Source organism: Vibrio sp. 2CM40D, assembly GCF_023161825.1.
Lineage (GTDB): Bacteria > Pseudomonadota > Gammaproteobacteria > Enterobacterales > Vibrionaceae > Vibrio > Vibrio alginolyticus.
This window is the reverse complement of the sequence record NZ_JALNTL010000002.1, coordinates 630,128-645,255: the sequence shown is the minus strand read 5'-3', so window position 1 is coordinate 645,255 and position 15,128 is coordinate 630,128. Positions and strand designations below refer to the sequence as shown.

General features: G+C 44.3%; 17 protein-coding genes. 10 read left to right on the top strand and 7 right to left on the bottom strand.

The window, feature by feature from the left end:
• Positions 1–67 precede the first annotated feature (67 nt).
• Both MTF70_RS06225 and MTF70_RS06220 read right to left on the bottom strand, forming a co-directional pair.
• Positions 68–550 (bottom strand): methylated-DNA--[protein]-cysteine S-methyltransferase, encoded by a 483-nt coding sequence (locus MTF70_RS06225; RefSeq protein ID WP_005374431.1) that lies wholly within the window; start codon positions 548–550, stop codon positions 68–70.
• A complete protein-coding gene (locus MTF70_RS06220; RefSeq protein ID WP_136976769.1) occupies positions 547–1,914 on the bottom strand; it encodes an AlkA N-terminal domain-containing protein in 1,368 nt (455 codons plus the stop codon). Before MTF70_RS06220 ends, MTF70_RS06225 begins: the two co-directional genes overlap by 4 nt.
• Before the next feature lie 194 nt (positions 1,915–2,108).
• On the opposite strand from MTF70_RS06220, the gene MTF70_RS06215 reads away from it, so the two are divergent.
• The 3 genes from MTF70_RS06215 (at position 2,109) to MTF70_RS06205 (ending at position 3,787) form a co-directional block, all read left to right on the top strand.
• Entirely contained in the window at positions 2,109–2,312 is a 204-nt protein-coding gene (locus tag MTF70_RS06215; RefSeq protein WP_017633816.1) for a hypothetical protein, read from the top strand.
• A 326-nt stretch (positions 2,313–2,638) separates the two neighbouring features.
• A complete protein-coding gene (locus MTF70_RS06210) occupies positions 2,639–3,082 on the top strand; it encodes a DoxX family protein (RefSeq protein ID WP_005374434.1) in 444 nt (147 codons plus the stop codon).
• Positions 3,083–3,091: 9 nt separating this feature from the next.
• Positions 3,092–3,787: a pirin family protein gene (locus tag MTF70_RS06205; protein ID WP_017821043.1), complete on the top strand. Its 696-nt coding sequence runs from the start codon at positions 3,092–3,094 to the stop codon at positions 3,785–3,787.
• A gap of 81 nt (positions 3,788–3,868) precedes the next feature.
• On the opposite strand, the gene MTF70_RS06200 is transcribed toward MTF70_RS06205, so the two are convergent.
• Complete coding sequence (locus MTF70_RS06200; protein WP_005374436.1) at positions 3,869–4,762, bottom strand: LysR family transcriptional regulator; 894 nt, start codon at positions 4,760–4,762, stop codon at positions 3,869–3,871.
• A gap of 149 nt (positions 4,763–4,911) precedes the next feature.
• Here MTF70_RS06200 and MTF70_RS06195 point away from each other — a divergent pair, with 149 nt between their 5' ends.
• Positions 4,912–5,265, top strand: a complete 354-nt coding sequence (locus tag MTF70_RS06195; protein WP_005374439.1) for a DUF413 domain-containing protein — start codon at positions 4,912–4,914, stop codon at positions 5,263–5,265.
• Between the two features lie 151 nt (positions 5,266–5,416).
• On the opposite strand, the gene MTF70_RS06190 is transcribed toward MTF70_RS06195, so the two are convergent.
• Positions 5,417–5,668 (bottom strand): DUF3081 domain-containing protein, encoded by a 252-nt coding sequence (locus MTF70_RS06190; RefSeq protein WP_005374440.1) that lies wholly within the window; start codon positions 5,666–5,668, stop codon positions 5,417–5,419.
• A gap of 374 nt (positions 5,669–6,042) precedes the next feature.
• Here MTF70_RS06190 and nagB point away from each other — a divergent pair, with 374 nt between their 5' ends.
• The gene (gene nagB, locus MTF70_RS06185; RefSeq protein WP_005374441.1) at positions 6,043–6,843 is read left to right on the top strand and encodes a glucosamine-6-phosphate deaminase; all 801 of its coding nucleotides are present in this window, start codon (positions 6,043–6,045) and stop codon (positions 6,841–6,843) included.
• 112 nt (positions 6,844–6,955) lie between these two features.
• Here the strand turns inward: nagB and MTF70_RS06180 are convergent, their stop codons facing one another.
• On the bottom strand, positions 6,956–7,822 hold the full coding sequence (locus tag MTF70_RS06180; protein WP_005374442.1) for a hypothetical protein: 867 nt from the start codon (positions 7,820–7,822) through the stop codon (positions 6,956–6,958).
• Positions 7,823–7,976: 154 nt separating this feature from the next.
• Positions 7,977–9,203: a sodium/glutamate symporter gene (gltS, locus tag MTF70_RS06175; protein ID WP_025768732.1), complete on the bottom strand. Its 1,227-nt coding sequence runs from the start codon at positions 9,201–9,203 to the stop codon at positions 7,977–7,979.
• 413 nt (positions 9,204–9,616) lie between these two features.
• On the opposite strand from gltS (MTF70_RS06175), the gene MTF70_RS06170 reads away from it, so the two are divergent.
• From MTF70_RS06170 to MTF70_RS06160, 3 genes are read left to right on the top strand one after another with little or no spacing between them, the layout of a single operon-like run.
• Positions 9,617–9,988: a GntR family transcriptional regulator gene (locus MTF70_RS06170; protein ID WP_005374444.1), complete on the top strand. Its 372-nt coding sequence runs from the start codon at positions 9,617–9,619 to the stop codon at positions 9,986–9,988.
• The gene (locus MTF70_RS06165; RefSeq protein WP_005374445.1) at positions 9,985–10,842 is read left to right on the top strand and encodes an ABC transporter ATP-binding protein; all 858 of its coding nucleotides are present in this window, start codon (positions 9,985–9,987) and stop codon (positions 10,840–10,842) included. Before MTF70_RS06170 ends, MTF70_RS06165 begins: the two co-directional genes overlap by 4 nt.
• Positions 10,842–11,672, top strand: coding sequence for a hypothetical protein (locus tag MTF70_RS06160; RefSeq protein ID WP_054576512.1), 831 nt, complete (start codon positions 10,842–10,844; stop codon positions 11,670–11,672). Before MTF70_RS06165 ends, MTF70_RS06160 begins: the two co-directional genes overlap by 1 nt.
• A gap of 100 nt (positions 11,673–11,772) precedes the next feature.
• Here the strand turns inward: MTF70_RS06160 and gltS (MTF70_RS06155) are convergent, their stop codons facing one another.
• Entirely contained in the window at positions 11,773–13,008 is a 1,236-nt protein-coding gene (gene gltS, locus MTF70_RS06155; RefSeq protein ID WP_005374448.1) for a sodium/glutamate symporter, read from the bottom strand.
• A gap of 862 nt (positions 13,009–13,870) precedes the next feature.
• Here gltS (MTF70_RS06155) and MTF70_RS06150 point away from each other — a divergent pair.
• Both MTF70_RS06150 and MTF70_RS06145 read left to right on the top strand, forming a co-directional pair.
• Positions 13,871–14,665, top strand: coding sequence for a DUF4344 domain-containing metallopeptidase (locus tag MTF70_RS06150; RefSeq protein WP_025768728.1), 795 nt, complete (start codon positions 13,871–13,873; stop codon positions 14,663–14,665).
• A 24-nt stretch (positions 14,666–14,689) separates the two neighbouring features.
• Positions 14,690–15,076 carry a DUF393 domain-containing protein gene (locus MTF70_RS06145; protein WP_025768727.1) on the top strand — a complete coding sequence of 129 codons (387 nt, stop codon included), beginning with the start codon at positions 14,690–14,692 and terminating at the stop codon, positions 15,074–15,076.
• Positions 15,077–15,128: the final 52 nt, after the last annotated feature.

Genomic DNA, 15,128 nt, shown 5'->3' with positions numbered 1-15,128 from the left:
ATATGAAACTCTATACTATCGTTACCCCTGTGTAGCACGCTTAATCCCAATATGAGAATCGCCTCACTTAAAGCGGTGTACCTTGCTCCAGCGCGAGCAAACGTTGCTTGCGCTCCACTCCACCTGCATACCCAGTCAGTTTTCCGCTTTTGCCAATAACGCGATGACAAGGTACCACGATAGAAATCGGATTCTTCCCGTTTGCTAACCCAACAGCACGCACAGCTTTAGGGTTACCTATCGCATTCGCGAGATCTTGATAGCTCCACGTTTCCCCATATGGAATGGTCGTTAGTGCCTGCCAAACTTGATTTTGAAAATCAGTGCCTGTCGCTGCAAGGGGCAAGTCGAATTCGTTGCGCAGACCAGCAAAGTATTCATCCAGTTGGGTGACAGCTTGGCGCAAGACCGGATGCTGCTCGTCTCGCACCCCCAGCTCACTCGGCTTAGTGGTGCATGTTTCAAACCAAATGCCAAGTAAGCCCTCAGCGTTCGATTGGATAGTCACCGTTCCTAGTGGACTCGGCATTTCGGTATAAAATGTTTTCATGATTGATTCCATAAGTGAAACGTCGCGTAGCTTCCCCAAGGGGCCGCAGTGTGCGTATTCAGTGATGGGTAACGCTGCATCGCCTTTTTCACCACTAAGTCTTTATCTAGAAAGCAATCGGGTTGAGATTGCCCTCGCAGTTGAGCATAACTGACGGTCCAAGGTCCAATGCCTTTCAAAGCTAGCCACTGTTGGGGGTCAGCTTCTGAGTTGTCCTGCATAAACTGGGCGAAGCGCACTAGCGTCTCTTTACGGCTTTGCGGCATGCGCAAAAAGCTCACGTCGGCGTTCGCAATATCACTGGGAGTCGGGAAAAAACGTTTTTCTGACTCTCCACTAAGTGTGGCCACCAATAAGTTAAGTTGACCAATCGCAGCTTTAACCGACACTTGCTGGCCTAAAATCGCTCTAACCCCTGCTTCCCATGCACTCCATACACCAGGAATACGAATACCTTTACTCGACACGAGCCCAGGCGCAACATACTCCAAATGCTGCTCAACAGTACAAATATCAGCGTCAAGATCGAACATACGACGAATGTCAGACACCAAGTTTTGCAGCTTCGTTACGTCTTCAATTTCAAACGCCAGTTCTAAGTATCCTTCACCTTTTGTCGCTTTAAACCAGGCTTTGCTGTTATCCAAAAAAACGTTGCGCTGATAACTCTCATCCCTCACCTGCTCGACCCCCTCAACCGCTCGTAAACGATAGAAGTCCAACATGTGCGACCAATTCAACTCACCTCGATAAGGTAAGGCAATTCGATTGCAACCCGCACCATCAAACTCTTTACGGCGTACTTGAGAAGGCGTTAGTTTGAGAAACTTTTGAAAAGCATCGTTAAAGCGGCGCGTACTGTTAAAACCTGACGCAAACCCCACGTCGGTGACCGACATAGAGCTGGAGTGAAGCAACTGTTTGGCGAACATTAGTTGCTGATATTGCGCATACTGCTTGGGTGACATACCTAGATACTGCTCAAACAACATACGTAAGTAACGGTCAGAAATCCCAACACGCTCAGCCAACTCAGACACCGAATGGTGATGCAACTCCCCTCTATCAATTAACGAAATCGCTCGTTGAAAGGTCGTCTCGACACCTTTCCATGCCCAAGATCCAGGCGCGCTGTCAGGTCGACAGCGTAAACACGGACGGTACCCTGCTTGAAGGGCTTGCGTCTTATCAGCGAAATACTCAACATTTTCTTCTTTAGGCAAATTTGCCGGGCAAATCGGACGACAAAAGATTCCCGTTGTTTTTACCGCCACATAAAATCGCCCATCAAAACGACTGTCTCGCGCGACTCGCGCCTTGTGACACTGCTCGAAGGTCAGTGAGGTATAGGGGTGAATAAACATAGTGCTTTCCTTGCTCATGCCTTTTGTCATTTATTGTTCATAGGCATCGTTCAATATAGTGTTATTGTAGCTTGCTTAAGCGCCCACAATTAGCCACTTTCGGAACTCAATATTGAGATTTATTGGCATTAGCGCTTTTGTACACTAAAGTTAGATCCAGAACATCACAACAACGTCGGCTAAAGGGAATTGGCATGGACTTACATACTTGCGTAATTGTATTAAGAAACCAAAAGGTTATTACCAGTAAATCCGTAGATCATTCTATTGGAATTATCGAAAGAGACTCAGATAACGAGATCTCAGAAATTCAGATTAATGCGACGGATGGACGTAATATTCGAACTTATCACTACAACAATGTAGAGGAGTCATTAGAGAGCTTAATGAACCTCTGACGGTTTTCTTTAACACACCTTTCTCCCTTGTTAAAAGCGAAAGCAATAGAGCACAGTACATGTGCTCTTTTTTTTGTTTAACAGCAAAAATGTTTATCGAAAATAATGACAGACCTTGATTTAAAACAGACAATAATCGGCAAATAAACACCCGAATATAAAAATCAAGACATTGATTTAAATAAATAAAAACCAATCATTCAATTTTTTAGAACGAGTTTATCAAAATCCTCCCGTTATTTTTATGCTCGCCTCTACCTAAACTGTTCTCAACAGCACGGGAGCACACGCTTCCCACTCATTGAAAAGAGTCAGAGGACAGAATCATGAAAGCACTATTACAGAAAATTACCACATCAAACGCAGGTTACAGCGCACTATCACTTCGCGTTCCAATCGGCATTATCTTTATGGCGCACGGCGCACAAAAACTATTTGGCTGGTTTGGTGGCTACGGCCTAGAAGGCACAGGTCAGTGGATGGCATCTATCGGTTTAGGTCCTGGCGTACTCATGGCGTTACTTGCGGGCAGCGCAGAGTTCTTTGGCGGCTTGTTCATTTTACTTGGTCTGCTAACTCGACCAGCAGCGGTTGCTTTGGCGTTCACGATGGTGGTAGCGATATTCTCTGTCCACTTTGAGAATGGCCTGTTCATGGCAAACAACGGTTACGAGTTTGGCTTGGCATTACTGGCAGCGAGCGTTTCTCTGGCGTTCTCTGGCGCAGGTAAAGCAGCGTTAGATAACTTTTTAAACAAAAAGCTCTCTTAAGGAGGCCTTATGATTACGGTAAGACATGCAGCAGACCGAGGTCGAGCAAACTTTGGCTGGCTTGATAGCAAACATACGTTTTCTTTTGGTAGCTACTACGATCCTCAACATATGGGCTTTTCTGAGCTGAGAGTCATTAATGACGATGTAGTCAAGCCTGGCGCGGGTTTTGATACACATGGCCACCGTGATATGGAGATCATCAGCTATGTGTTGGAAGGTGTTATCGCACACAAAGACAGTGAAGGTAACGTCAAAACACTACCTGCAGGTGAATTCCAACTCATGTCGGCAGGGAAAGGGATTTACCACAGTGAGTACAATGCATCGAACCAAGATACGCTGCGGTTTCTACAGATTTGGATTCAACCGAACACATTTGGAACCAAACCAGGTTATCAGCAAAAAGATTTTGGTCGCAATCCTGGGTTAACGACTATCGCAACTCCAACTGGAGAAAACGGCACGCTACTTATTAAGCAAGATGCGACTTTGCATCAGTTAATTCTTGAACCAAGTAGCGAACTAAACTTTGAGATTGAGTCGGGCCGAAATCTATTCATCCATCAAGTGACTGGGAGCCTTAGTGTCGACAATACCACTTTGACGGCTGGCGACGGCGCGAAGGTTGAACACCAGAGTAAGGTTGTTTTGCGCAATACATCAAACGAAAGCACAACAGCCCTGTTGTTTGACTTACCATAACTATCGATTCATCGAGATAAAAACAAAGCCGCCTTGATTTCTCAAGGCGGCTTTTTCGTTTTTCTGACTTTTCATTCAACGCTATTCGTCGGAAGTGCCAGAACCAATTTGCTGAAAACTGTAAGCGGTCAGTGGATCGATCTCTTTGACAATTTCTTCCACTTGCTTAATCGCGTCTACAGACGAGCTAGCTTTACGATAGCTCAAATAGATAGGGCGACACCAATCTTCTACTCCAGACACCTTGTGAAGCTGCCCATTAGCGATAAATGGCTCCACGAGAGAGATTGGTAAGTACGCGGCTCCACCCTTCTCTAAAATAAAGTCCAATGCGATACGCGCTGTTGAAGTGCGTAAATATGGAGCCGGAATCTTAGGGTGACGCTCAGAATGCTCTGAGGAGAAACGCGTCCCCCAGTCAACGTACACATATTTGTTTTCGAAAACGGTGTCTAAAGAATCTTTCTCAGTTGATACCAGAACGAGAACAACATCTGCCACTTTTTTACAGTTAAGCTCATCAGCTTTGATCTGATCGAACGCAAATGCCATATCTAACGTGCGCTCTAGCAAGCTACGACTGAGCATCTCACGTCCCATCACTTCTGCCATGAAGCCATAACCACCAAACGAATCTGTGACGACACTTAAACAATTCTGTAAATAAGCGTCCCAAATGTTTGGCGTGCCACCTAACGTTAGTTGCAGCGCTTTGCCATCTTCAAGCGATAATTCTAGCTTCGCTTGTTGCAATGTAGTGACCATTACCTCGGCATAGCTGATTAAGCGCTCACCTGCAGAGGTCAACTTTATGTTATTTCGATCACGAATAAACAATTGCGTATCGAAGTAACTTTCCAATTGTTTGATACGTGCGCTCACAGCGGCTTGGGTAATATAAAGGTTCTCAGCAGCACGTCCGAAGTGACGAACTCTTGCCAGCTCTAAAAATGTTCGAAAGACTTTTACATCCATAAACCATCTCCTGGTTAATATAAAACCAGATTAACAACTAATTAAAATCATGACGACAAAAAAGTTTTGTTTTTCTTTTGTTAGATTTAAGCCTAATTTTCGCCGTAAGTTCACTACATTCATCAATAACGGTTACAGAGGCTGTTGACATGTCTGACACTGAATTCCGTCATGGCAAAAAACGTTTTTACGATAACGTAAAATTCCCACGCGGCTTTGCAAAGTCTGGCGATTTTACTCTTTCAGAAGAGGAAATCCTAACAATTTATGGGGATACAATGCTTGGCTTAGAGTCAGGCGAATTAACACCTGAAAACAGCGAAGAGAAACACTTCATCAAGGTGTTAGAAAACCCGGGCAAAGCAAAAACAAAACTTGAGCGTACGTGGCTAAAGTACACCCAACTTGCTCGTGGTCGCAAGCGCTTCCATACGCTAAATGGTCGTAACAAGCCTGACGCCACAGAAGAATACATTGAAGAGAGTTTGGTTGAAGACGATTAATAACCAATAACCTACCTAGTTCTCGCCTTTTTCTAGCAGTAGGCGAAAGCTCGTTTGACTTTACTGAGCGAGCAATACAAGCTCATTTCTTCTCCTAAAGCCCAAGGGGGCATTCTCCCAAGGGCTTTTTTAATATTTGGGTGATGACCGTTTACTTGGCGAGCGTCGCAATCTTTTTCAGAAAGCTCTCTTTCAAATGCTCTTGGTCATATTCCAAGTGATAGGTGTTGTGGAAGCCAATTTTTAGCTCAACACCATTTCCTCTCAAGAAAACGTTGTACCCATCGTAGTCAGAAAACGCTTCTACACCTTCATACATTTTACCAAATTCGGTTGGCGTACCGTTGTTCATCACACATTCGTAAGCCTGTAGTACTTTGCTCGGATCTAACTCATTTTTCATACCGAATTCCTCACTGGTTTACACATTTCAATTATGGTTAAAGAATGAGCGCCATGCCATATCTAACCCATAATATTTGAAGTTCGTGTGCGATTTCGCACTCTGTAGGTTGTTAAAAAACAAGGTTAAGTGCGAAGGCAGAACTTAATTTAGATCATAAATTTTATCTATTGATTCGTCAGTTTCATAATGCAATTTCTTTGTAAAAAATCGTCTTATAAAAGCATTTAGATATAAAAATCGTCGACAAAACCAACATTGGTTAAAGAAAAAGCAAAATTTTGACCTAAAACAATAGCAGTTCGCCATTACTTATTTTATAATGCGAATTAATGTTTCAGTACATCGTCAATTCCAATAACTAGGGGCACAAAATGAGACTTATCCCGTTAACTCGAGCAGCACAAGTAGGTAAGTGGGCAGCTGCGCATATCGCTAAGCGTATCAACGACTTTAAACCTACTGCTGAGCGTCCATTCGTTCTGGGTCTACCAACTGGTGGCACTCCTCTAGCAACCTACAAAGCCCTAATCGAGCTTTACCAAGCCGGCGAAGTCAGCTTCAAAAACGTCGTGACTTTTAACATGGATGAGTACATTGGCATCCCTGCGGATCACCCAGAATCTTACCGCTCGTTCATGTACAACAACTTCTTTAATCACATTGATATTCAAGAAGAAAATATCAACCTACTGAACGGTAACACAGACGATCACGACGCAGAATGTAAGCGTTACGAAGACAAAATTAAGTCTTACGGCAAGATCAACCTGTTCATGGGCGGCGTGGGTAACGACGGTCACATCGCGTTCAACGAGCCAGCGTCATCTCTTTCTTCTCGTACTCGCATCAAGACCCTCACTGAAGACACTCGCATTGCGAACTCTCGCTTCTTTGACGGCGATATCAACCAAGTGCCTAAATACGCGCTGACTATCGGTGTTGGTACGCTTCTAGACTCAGAAGAAGTGATGATCTTGGTCACTGGCCATAACAAAGCTCAGGCACTTGAAGCAGCCGTGGAAGGTTGTGTAAACCACCTATGGACAGTTTCTGCTCTTCAACTTCACCCTAAAGCGGTGATCGTATGCGACGAACCAGCTCAACAAGAACTGAAAGTGAAGACAGTGAAGTACTTCTCTGAGCTAGAAGCAGAAAACATCAAAGGCTTTTAACCCATAGGATGGCAGCCTATAACCCATAGGATGGCAGCCTAGAAACACACTAAAAATACAAAACCCGTGTTGAACACGGGTTTTTTCTTATCTGAACAGCGGGCTTAAGTCGTCAATAAGCTTTAATACCAAACTGACGAAGACGCTTAGGAAGCACTTCATCCAACTTGTCTAGTTCACTCGGTTCGACTTCGATAAGATTGAAATGATGCTGCTCATAAACAGTACGAATGGTCTCACGGTCGGCCTGAGCCATCTCCCCATCGTCACTTCCCCAAAATTGCAAATAGACTTTGCCACCTGGCAAGTAAAAATCGCTAGTGACATCTTGGTCAATCGGCAACTGACGCTCATAAGCGTGCACAACACCAGCCAAGTACAGCCAGTTGTCGATGAGCAACTCCCCCTTAGAGCGCACGTAATGCCCATCTAATGTTCGGTGCTTGGCTTCAAATTTTTGGCGAAAGCTTGAGTACGATTTATCCGTAGAATGTGACTCCGCGTCTTGCCCTAAAAACTCAATGACAGACTGCTTAAGACGCTTGTTACGCAGCACCACATCGTGCCATACGACAAAGGTATTTTGTGTTTCTTTATCGGTTCTTTGCTGCCCACCAGCGCGCACACCAGCTTCTGTGACACTCCACCCCTCTTCGGATTTGGTCAACCAACCCAGTTCACTCAAAAGCTGGTTCATGCGCTTCGCATTCAATTTCAGCTTTTCACCCAGTTGTGTCGCGCTCAATGTTTTCCCTGAGCTGGGAGTCAGCTCAATATGTAAGTTGGTCGGCCAGACGATGAACTGGCCAAATTTAGGGTGATCCACATACTCACCGCCAAACTTTGCCCCTTCTTCGGTCAAAATCCACTTTTCATCTTGGCGAACGATGTAGCCTGCACGTTTGAGATCGGCAAACAGCAGCTTAGCTTCTACCTTGCGCATTTTCGCTAATGCCGACGTCGATATTTTTTCAGACATGTGGGTACCTCATGCTGCTGCAAAATTGAACACTATGTCGTCATAGTAACGTATTGATTTCACGGCTTGAAGTCAGGCAAACAAGATTTCGTGTTACAAATAGCAAAGCCAGCGTATAGGTGCTGGCTTTGTTATTTCGGTAAAAAAGCGAATGTTATTTAATAAAAGCGATGCATCCTTGCAAAATCACTAAATTCACAATGTCGATGAAGAATGCACCGACAATTGGAACCACCATAAATGCTTGTGGTGATGGACCATATCGACTCACGATGGAGCCCATATTCATGACTGCAGTCGGTGTAGCACCTAACCCAAAACCGCAGTGTCCGCTAGCGATCACCGCCGCATCGTAGTTGCCTCCCATCATGCGGAATGTTACGTAGTAAGTGAACATCGCCAACACTGCCGACTGAATAGCAAGAATAATAAGGAATGGGATCGCAAGATCGAAAATATTCCACAATTTCAAACTCATCAAGGCCATGGCAAGAAATAGAGATAGTGCAACTGTGCCAAGAATATCAACGGTTTCTAAATCAACCTTGCGCGCCTTCGTCACTTCCATGATGTTAGTGATAACAACACCAATAAACAGCGCATACACAAAATCGGGAATCATTAGCCACTTGATGTCAAAACTGCTTACCCAACTCTCCAGATACTTCGCGCCTGTCACGCAAAGTAAAATGATGGACAAGCTTTCAACGACTCTTTTCGCTGTGACACGATCTTCCTCATGTTCGTTGTACGTCACCAGTTCAGGGAAACTCTGATGACTTTGATTGGTGCGTCCGTATTCCGATTCCAAGTTGTGTTTGTTTAGTAGCTTTTGTGCAACAGGGCTGCCAATAATCCCGCCCATCACCAAGCCAAATGTAGCAGAAGCCATTGCCACCTCTAGAACATTATGCAAACCATACATTTCTTGAAAAGTTTGCGACCACGCAGCTCCAGTTCCATGTCCGCCAGAAAGCGTAATGGATCCGGCGATCAACCCCATGAGTGGATCTAACCCCAACGCTGTTGCTAAGGACACGCCGACCGCATTTTGGATAAGAATGTAGACCGATGCCACAACTAGGAAGATGAAAACCTTCGCACCGCCTTTAATCAGTTGGGTGTAATTTGCCGCTAAGCCAACGGTTGCAAAAAACATCAGCATAAAGACGTTTTGCAGTGGTAAATCAAAGGAAACATCCACACCGTTTAAGTGCATCGTCGTGATTACGCAAGCGACCACTAGACCACCAACAATTGGCTCTGGAATATTAAATTTTTTTAAGGTTGGTAACTTGGTATTGATGAACTGCCCTAAAAACAACACGCAAATTGCGACGAGGAACGACTCCTGTGGGCCGATAGATATTACCTGATTCATGAGACCTCTTTACTCTACTCTTTCTCATTCATTGAGCACGCGCTCAACGTGAGATAGGTGCCTAAGCCAGTCAGATTGCCTCTCGAAACTTTTGTTTTCTAGGCCTCTTTGACCATTGATTCTCATCAAGTAAGAAATAGGCAGACCTAAAATTATGCTAATTATCATTCAGTGAGAATATTCATTTAGAACAGGCGATAAGTGTATTGATGGGAAGAGAAAAACAACACTTCTCAACTTATGAGAAGCAATTAATTTCCATATAAAACAAAACCTCAAAACAACGACCACATAGGTGGATATTTAGAGCGAATGAGACAGGCGGATACACTAGGTTTTAAATTATTACTTTCTCTCTAACGCACTAGGTGTTATACATATATATAACACCATCTCAACCAAGAGATTCACTCATGACTAATTGGCATGATCGCCAACCGATATTTCGACAGTTGGCAGACCAGATCACGCAGCAAATACTGCAAGGTGTCTGGCAAGAAGGCGATGCTCTGCCCTCCGTCCGTAGCATCTCTGCAGATATGAAAATTAACCACCTCACCGTTATGAAAGGCTATCAATTGCTTGTTGATGACGGGCTAGTGGAGAAAAAACGCGGTCAAGGTATGTTTGTCGCTTCAGGAGCAAAGCTCAAATTACTCGCAGACGAGAAGGCACGTTTTCTTCAGCAACAAATTCCGCAGATAGCCGACACAATACAGCGTCTGGATATGTCACTCGACGAATTCATTCAACAACTAAAACCACACTTGAAAGGTGACCAATGAGCGCATTAGTCAGTGTAAACAACGTCTCCAAGCAATATCAGCAACAAGGAGAAGCACTGCATGAAGTGAGTTTCGACCTACATGCAGGACAAGTACTTGGCTTACTCGGCCATAATGGCGCAGGTAAATCAACGCTTATTAATGCGCTACTCGGCGCACATGAATATCAGGGCACTATTCGTATCAACGGATTTGAACCCATTATGCAACGCGACAAGATAATGCAGAGCTTATCCTACATCTCGGATGTCAACGTTCTGCCAGATTGGATGACCGTTGCTCAACTGCTTCACTATACCGAAGGCGTGCATCCAGGGTTCAATCGCGCCCAAGCAGATACACTGCTTCGTCAAACGGACATCAAACCTCGTGCGCGCATCAAATCTTTATCCAAAGGGATGAAGGTGCAATTGCACCTCGCGATTGTGATCGCGACCAACACCCAAATCCTCATATTGGATGAACCGACACTCGGGTTAGATCTCGTGTATCGCGAGACGTTTTATCGTCACTTATTGGAATGGTTTCACGACGGCGAGCGCGTGTTGATCATCGCCAGTCATGAAGTATCAGAGATTGAGCACTTGCTGACAGATGTTCTGATTCTTAAGCATGGTCGCCCCGTTCTGCAAACCTCGATGGACAGTATCAGTGAAGACTATTTCATTCTTGAAGCCAACGACGAGCACCGCACACAAATTGAAGCGATGAACCCACTCTCGTCACAAAAAGGCCTCGGTTCAACGAAATGGTTACTCAAAGCCCAGTATGCCCAACAAGCAGAAACAATGGGTTCCATCCATGGGGTGAAGTTAGCGGATCTATTTTTAGCATTGCAGAAGGAGGCAGCGTAATGCGTTCAGTTGTCGCGATGTTGCAAAAAGAGTGGTTAGAAAACCCTCTTGTTTTACGTATTCCACTGTTTGTGTTGGCGTGTGGAGTTATTCTCTTTGTGAGTTTAATGAGTAACGACACTCTACAACACAATATGTTTTTCCAAATGAGCTTTGGTGGCGATGTCAGTGACATTCATAAAGAGCTTGGTGATGATGTCAATATGTTGATTACCGGAGGAGCAGGGCTGCTGTCTATCTTGTTAGCCGTTCAGTACTTCCCAAGAACGCTACGCAAAGAACGGGCGGAAGGCAGCATTATGTTTTGGCGCAGTATGCCTGTCAGTGACATAAAAACCCATTTAGTGAAGCTAGGATTTGGCTTATTGGTGATTCCGCTCGTCTGCTCGGTGCTCGTACTCGCTGCAAATTTAATGTTGTGGTTGCTGAACATCTCTACTGATCACCAATTGGCTTTATTGTACCGCCAAGCCTCGTTAGGTTACGTGCTGCTGCATTGGGGAGAGTTTTTAATCAGAATGTTGTTCGCCGGTATTCTGCTGTTACCGCTGGCATTAACTGCGATGGCTATTTCACAAAAAGTGAACTCACCACTGGTCATTTTGTTTATCGCCATTTATGCGCTGCGTTGGATGCCTATCGCACTTTTTGGTTTCTACGGGCTAGATCAGTTTTTCTCCGAAGTGCTTTACCTTCCGCTGCACGCCATTATTACACCAAACCCATTCAATGCCATTCCTCAAGCAGGTTGGTTAAACGTTGGCATTTACGCCTTCATTGGTATTCTTGGTTGGACAGCTAGCCTCAAGTTCAGCCGAACTATCCAATAATGCTTCGTTCAATAAACGACCAAACCAAGTCATAAAAAAACGGTCACAACCAGTGTTGTGACCGTTTTTATTTCGACCTTAGGAGATCATGAACTTAAATTTAACCAAGGAATGAAATGTAACCTTGTAAAATGATTAAGTTAACGATGTCGATAAAGAAAGCCCCCACAATTGGCACCACCATAAATGCCTGCGGCGACGGGCCAAATCGGTTAACGATCGAACCCATGTTCATTACGGCTGTTGGGGTTGCACCCAAGCCAAAACCGCAGTGCCCCCCTGCAATAACCGCAGCATCGTAGTTGCTTCCCATCACTTTGAACGTAACATAGTACGTAAAGATAGCTAAGACGACAGACTGCACAGCTAAAATAACCAAGAATGGAATCGCTAGATCAAAGATATTCCATAACTTCAAGCTCATCAGAGCCATCGCTAGGAATAGAGATAGCGATACCGTACCTAACATATCGACCGTTTCGGCATCTAACTTACGAATTTTGGTCACTTCCAAGAAATTCGTAATGATCACACCAATGAATAGCGCATATACGAAGTCTGGAATCATCAGCCATGAGATTTCATACGTGCTTACCCATTGCTCGACATACTTGGCCCCAGTAACACAAATCAGTAAGAAGAAGAGTTTCTCCACCACTTTTTTCGCCGTTACTTTATCTTCTTCGTATTCATTGTAAGTCACCAACTCCGGGAATTTCTCGTGAGTTTTGGCATCTCGACCACCACGACCATACTCAGACTCTATGCTGTTCTTTTCCACCAGACGCTGCGCTACAGGGCTACCAATGATACCGCCGATGATCAAACCAAAAGTCGCTGATGCCATTGCAATTTCTAAGACGTTATCCAATCCATACACGTCTTGAAAGGTTTGTGACCACGCAGCACCTGTACCATGACCACCAGACAGAGTAATCGAGCCAGCAATTAACCCCATCAAAGGATCTAAACCGAGCGCCGCCGCAAGTGAAACGCCAACGCCGTTTTGTATGATGATGTAAAACGATGCGACAGCTAAGAAGATAAAAACCTTCGCACCTCCTTTCATCAACTGAGTGTAATTTGCGGCCAAACCAACTGTCGCAAAAAACATTAACATAAACGTATTTTGTAATGGCAAGTCGAACTCTAAATCGATGCCGTTGAAATGAAGAGCAGTAATCATGCAGGCTACAATAAGACCACCTACAATCGGCTCAGGTATGTTGAATTTCTTTAAAATCGGTAGCTTAGCATTAATAAAATGCCCCAGGAAAAGCACACTGATTGCGACCAAGAAGGACTCCAGTGCACCTACAGATATTAAATGATTCATATCGCCTCTTATTATTGTTCTCTTCATTCTCCGTAATGAATGAGTGTTAGTTTAACCTTCGTTCAATAGCAAATTTTCTCGCTTTATTGTTTCGAAAATACTCAAAAAGTTGGTGTAGATGCGCCTTAGGCTAGTTTAAGGGGCGCTCCTTAAGCGATGTGTCAGTTTTTACGCTGTTAGCAAGCCCTTAAATGTGAAAGGAGCTGATACAGCTCCTTCAAATGGCCCCTCGCAATACCTGTGCGTTATCGCTTGGGGTGTTGTGTTGTGAGTAAATTCTGGGTGACACTTTCTGAACCACTTCGGGCTCCCTTACTTAAACAGAATGTGTCAATTACTATCAAACAAAGTTCCTTCCCGTTGTAACCGCTAAACGCCGAGAGCGCGTTCAAAACAATTGGGTTTGCCTGTTCCTGTCGTAGCTTTTCAACTCTGGCTCATGGTGTATAAACGAGCCGAATCCAAGGAAACTCTCAGGCTGCAACAAACGTTTTCGTCACAACGGAGCAGGATTATAACATATCGCTGATAATTTTCTTCAATTCAGTGACATTCACCAACCCCATGGTTAAACCTTGCAATGATTAACTGCCTATTATCATTTTCACAGATAAAGATCGAAGCACAGTTACTCAGTAAGCTTCTTAGAAAACGATGCATAGCCAATAACTTCACCGCCGTTCTTATCCAAGAGGTCTTGATAAACGCCCTAGAGAACCAAGCAGCCGAAATATGCGATGTTATCATGATTGCTTTTCGAGACCGATGCCCCGACTTTGGCTGATGAGTACAACCCCAACTATGCATCAGACAAAAACATGTATAATTTTTTATACAAGTTATTCAATAACAAGAGTCCCACATGAACATTCATTCTCTTTGCCCTGCGCTATTACTCAGCGTCGTCTCATCAGCTACAGCAGCTGAAAACATTCGTATTCAATATTCTCCCATAGAGACAACTCATGAAAAAATCGCCCAACAATCGATTCAAAGCAGCGATGTAAACACCATCTTTGTTGAGCTGTCTCAGGCCTACTTTCCATTTGATAAAGCTCTCACGCTGGTTTACGGCGGAGAAGATGGTCCAATGTATGATCCTGATACACACACAATATACGTTCCTTACACTTTTTATTTGGAGTCGCTCAATTACTTCTCCAATAATCAGTATGAAGAACGCTTCGGAAAATCCCCAAAAACAGGGGCGCTAGATACGTTATTGCACACTTTACTTCATGAAGCTGGACATGCTTACATCGAAGATCAAAGCATCCCTGTTCTCGGAAAAGAAGAAGATGCGGTCGATAATTTTGCCACTATTTTAATGATTGACTTCCTAGAAGATGGCGCAGATATGGCCATTAGCGCCGCCGACATGTTCGCATTCGAATCCGACGACAGACCGGACTACTACGATTTTGGCGAGTACATTGACGAACACAGCTTTGATTTGCAGCGTTACTTTTCAACGTTATGTCTGGTGTACGGTAGTGATCCTGAGCAATACAAAGCCTTACTCGATGAAGTAGAAAAAGACTACCTGCGTGATCGCAAAGAGTTCTGCCAATTCAATTACGGCAACATTCGCGACAATTGGCTGCATTACTTGCAAAACAATGAACCAAAAGAAAATTCGCCACGTAAAAGCGATTAGAAAATCTCAAACAAGAAAACCGCAATGACAAAACTCATCATATTTTATGACGGAACCTGCCCGCTTTGTGCCAAAGAGATGAAGGCGCTAAAACAACGCGATGCCAAGCAGCACATCAAAACCGTCGATATCTATAGTGATGCATTCTCAGATTATCCTCAGATAGATCCTGAACAAGCCAACACCATTTTGCACGCCCTCAACGAAAAGGGGGAACTTCTGCTTGGGTTGGACGTGACTCATCGTGCGTGGCAATTAGTTGGTCGCGGTTGGCTCTACGCTCCACTGCGTTGGCGCCTCGTTAAACCTGTTGCTGACTGGCTTTACCTCAAATTCGCAAAGAATAGGTATCGCGTCTCATATTGGTTAACGGGGACTTCTCGTTGCAATAGTGGGTCGTGTTCACGTTAATTGTGATCCCGCTTAAAAATGCTACGACCTTCGTCTAGATTTACAAATTTCC

What these genes read in the sequence shown, in the direction of transcription:
- MTF70_RS06225 (WP_005374431.1), bottom strand. Translation starts at nt 550, where the DNA reads ATGAAAACATTTTATACCGAAATGCCGAGTCCACTAGGAACGGTGACT.
- MTF70_RS06220 (WP_136976769.1), bottom strand. Translation starts at nt 1,914, where the DNA reads ATGTTTATTCACCCCTATACCTCACTGACCTTCGAGCAGTGTCACAAG.
- MTF70_RS06215 (WP_017633816.1), top strand. Translation starts at nt 2,109, where the DNA reads ATGGACTTACATACTTGCGTAATTGTATTAAGAAACCAAAAGGTTATT.
- MTF70_RS06210 (WP_005374434.1), top strand. Translation starts at nt 2,639, where the DNA reads ATGAAAGCACTATTACAGAAAATTACCACATCAAACGCAGGTTACAGC.
- MTF70_RS06205 (WP_017821043.1), top strand. Translation starts at nt 3,092, where the DNA reads ATGATTACGGTAAGACATGCAGCAGACCGAGGTCGAGCAAACTTTGGC.
- MTF70_RS06200 (WP_005374436.1), bottom strand. Translation starts at nt 4,762, where the DNA reads ATGGATGTAAAAGTCTTTCGAACATTTTTAGAGCTGGCAAGAGTTCGT.
- MTF70_RS06195 (WP_005374439.1), top strand. Translation starts at nt 4,912, where the DNA reads ATGTCTGACACTGAATTCCGTCATGGCAAAAAACGTTTTTACGATAAC.
- MTF70_RS06190 (WP_005374440.1), bottom strand. Translation starts at nt 5,668, where the DNA reads ATGAAAAATGAGTTAGATCCGAGCAAAGTACTACAGGCTTACGAATGT.
- nagB (WP_005374441.1), top strand. Translation starts at nt 6,043, where the DNA reads ATGAGACTTATCCCGTTAACTCGAGCAGCACAAGTAGGTAAGTGGGCA.
- MTF70_RS06180 (WP_005374442.1), bottom strand. Translation starts at nt 7,822, where the DNA reads ATGTCTGAAAAAATATCGACGTCGGCATTAGCGAAAATGCGCAAGGTA.
- gltS (WP_025768732.1), bottom strand. Translation starts at nt 9,203, where the DNA reads ATGAATCAGGTAATATCTATCGGCCCACAGGAGTCGTTCCTCGTCGCA.
- MTF70_RS06170 (WP_005374444.1), top strand. Translation starts at nt 9,617, where the DNA reads ATGACTAATTGGCATGATCGCCAACCGATATTTCGACAGTTGGCAGAC.
- MTF70_RS06165 (WP_005374445.1), top strand. Translation starts at nt 9,985, where the DNA reads ATGAGCGCATTAGTCAGTGTAAACAACGTCTCCAAGCAATATCAGCAA.
- MTF70_RS06160 (WP_054576512.1), top strand. Translation starts at nt 10,842, where the DNA reads ATGCGTTCAGTTGTCGCGATGTTGCAAAAAGAGTGGTTAGAAAACCCT.
- gltS (WP_005374448.1), bottom strand. Translation starts at nt 13,008, where the DNA reads ATGAATCATTTAATATCTGTAGGTGCACTGGAGTCCTTCTTGGTCGCA.
- MTF70_RS06150 (WP_025768728.1), top strand. Translation starts at nt 13,871, where the DNA reads ATGAACATTCATTCTCTTTGCCCTGCGCTATTACTCAGCGTCGTCTCA.
- MTF70_RS06145 (WP_025768727.1), top strand. Translation starts at nt 14,690, where the DNA reads ATGACAAAACTCATCATATTTTATGACGGAACCTGCCCGCTTTGTGCC.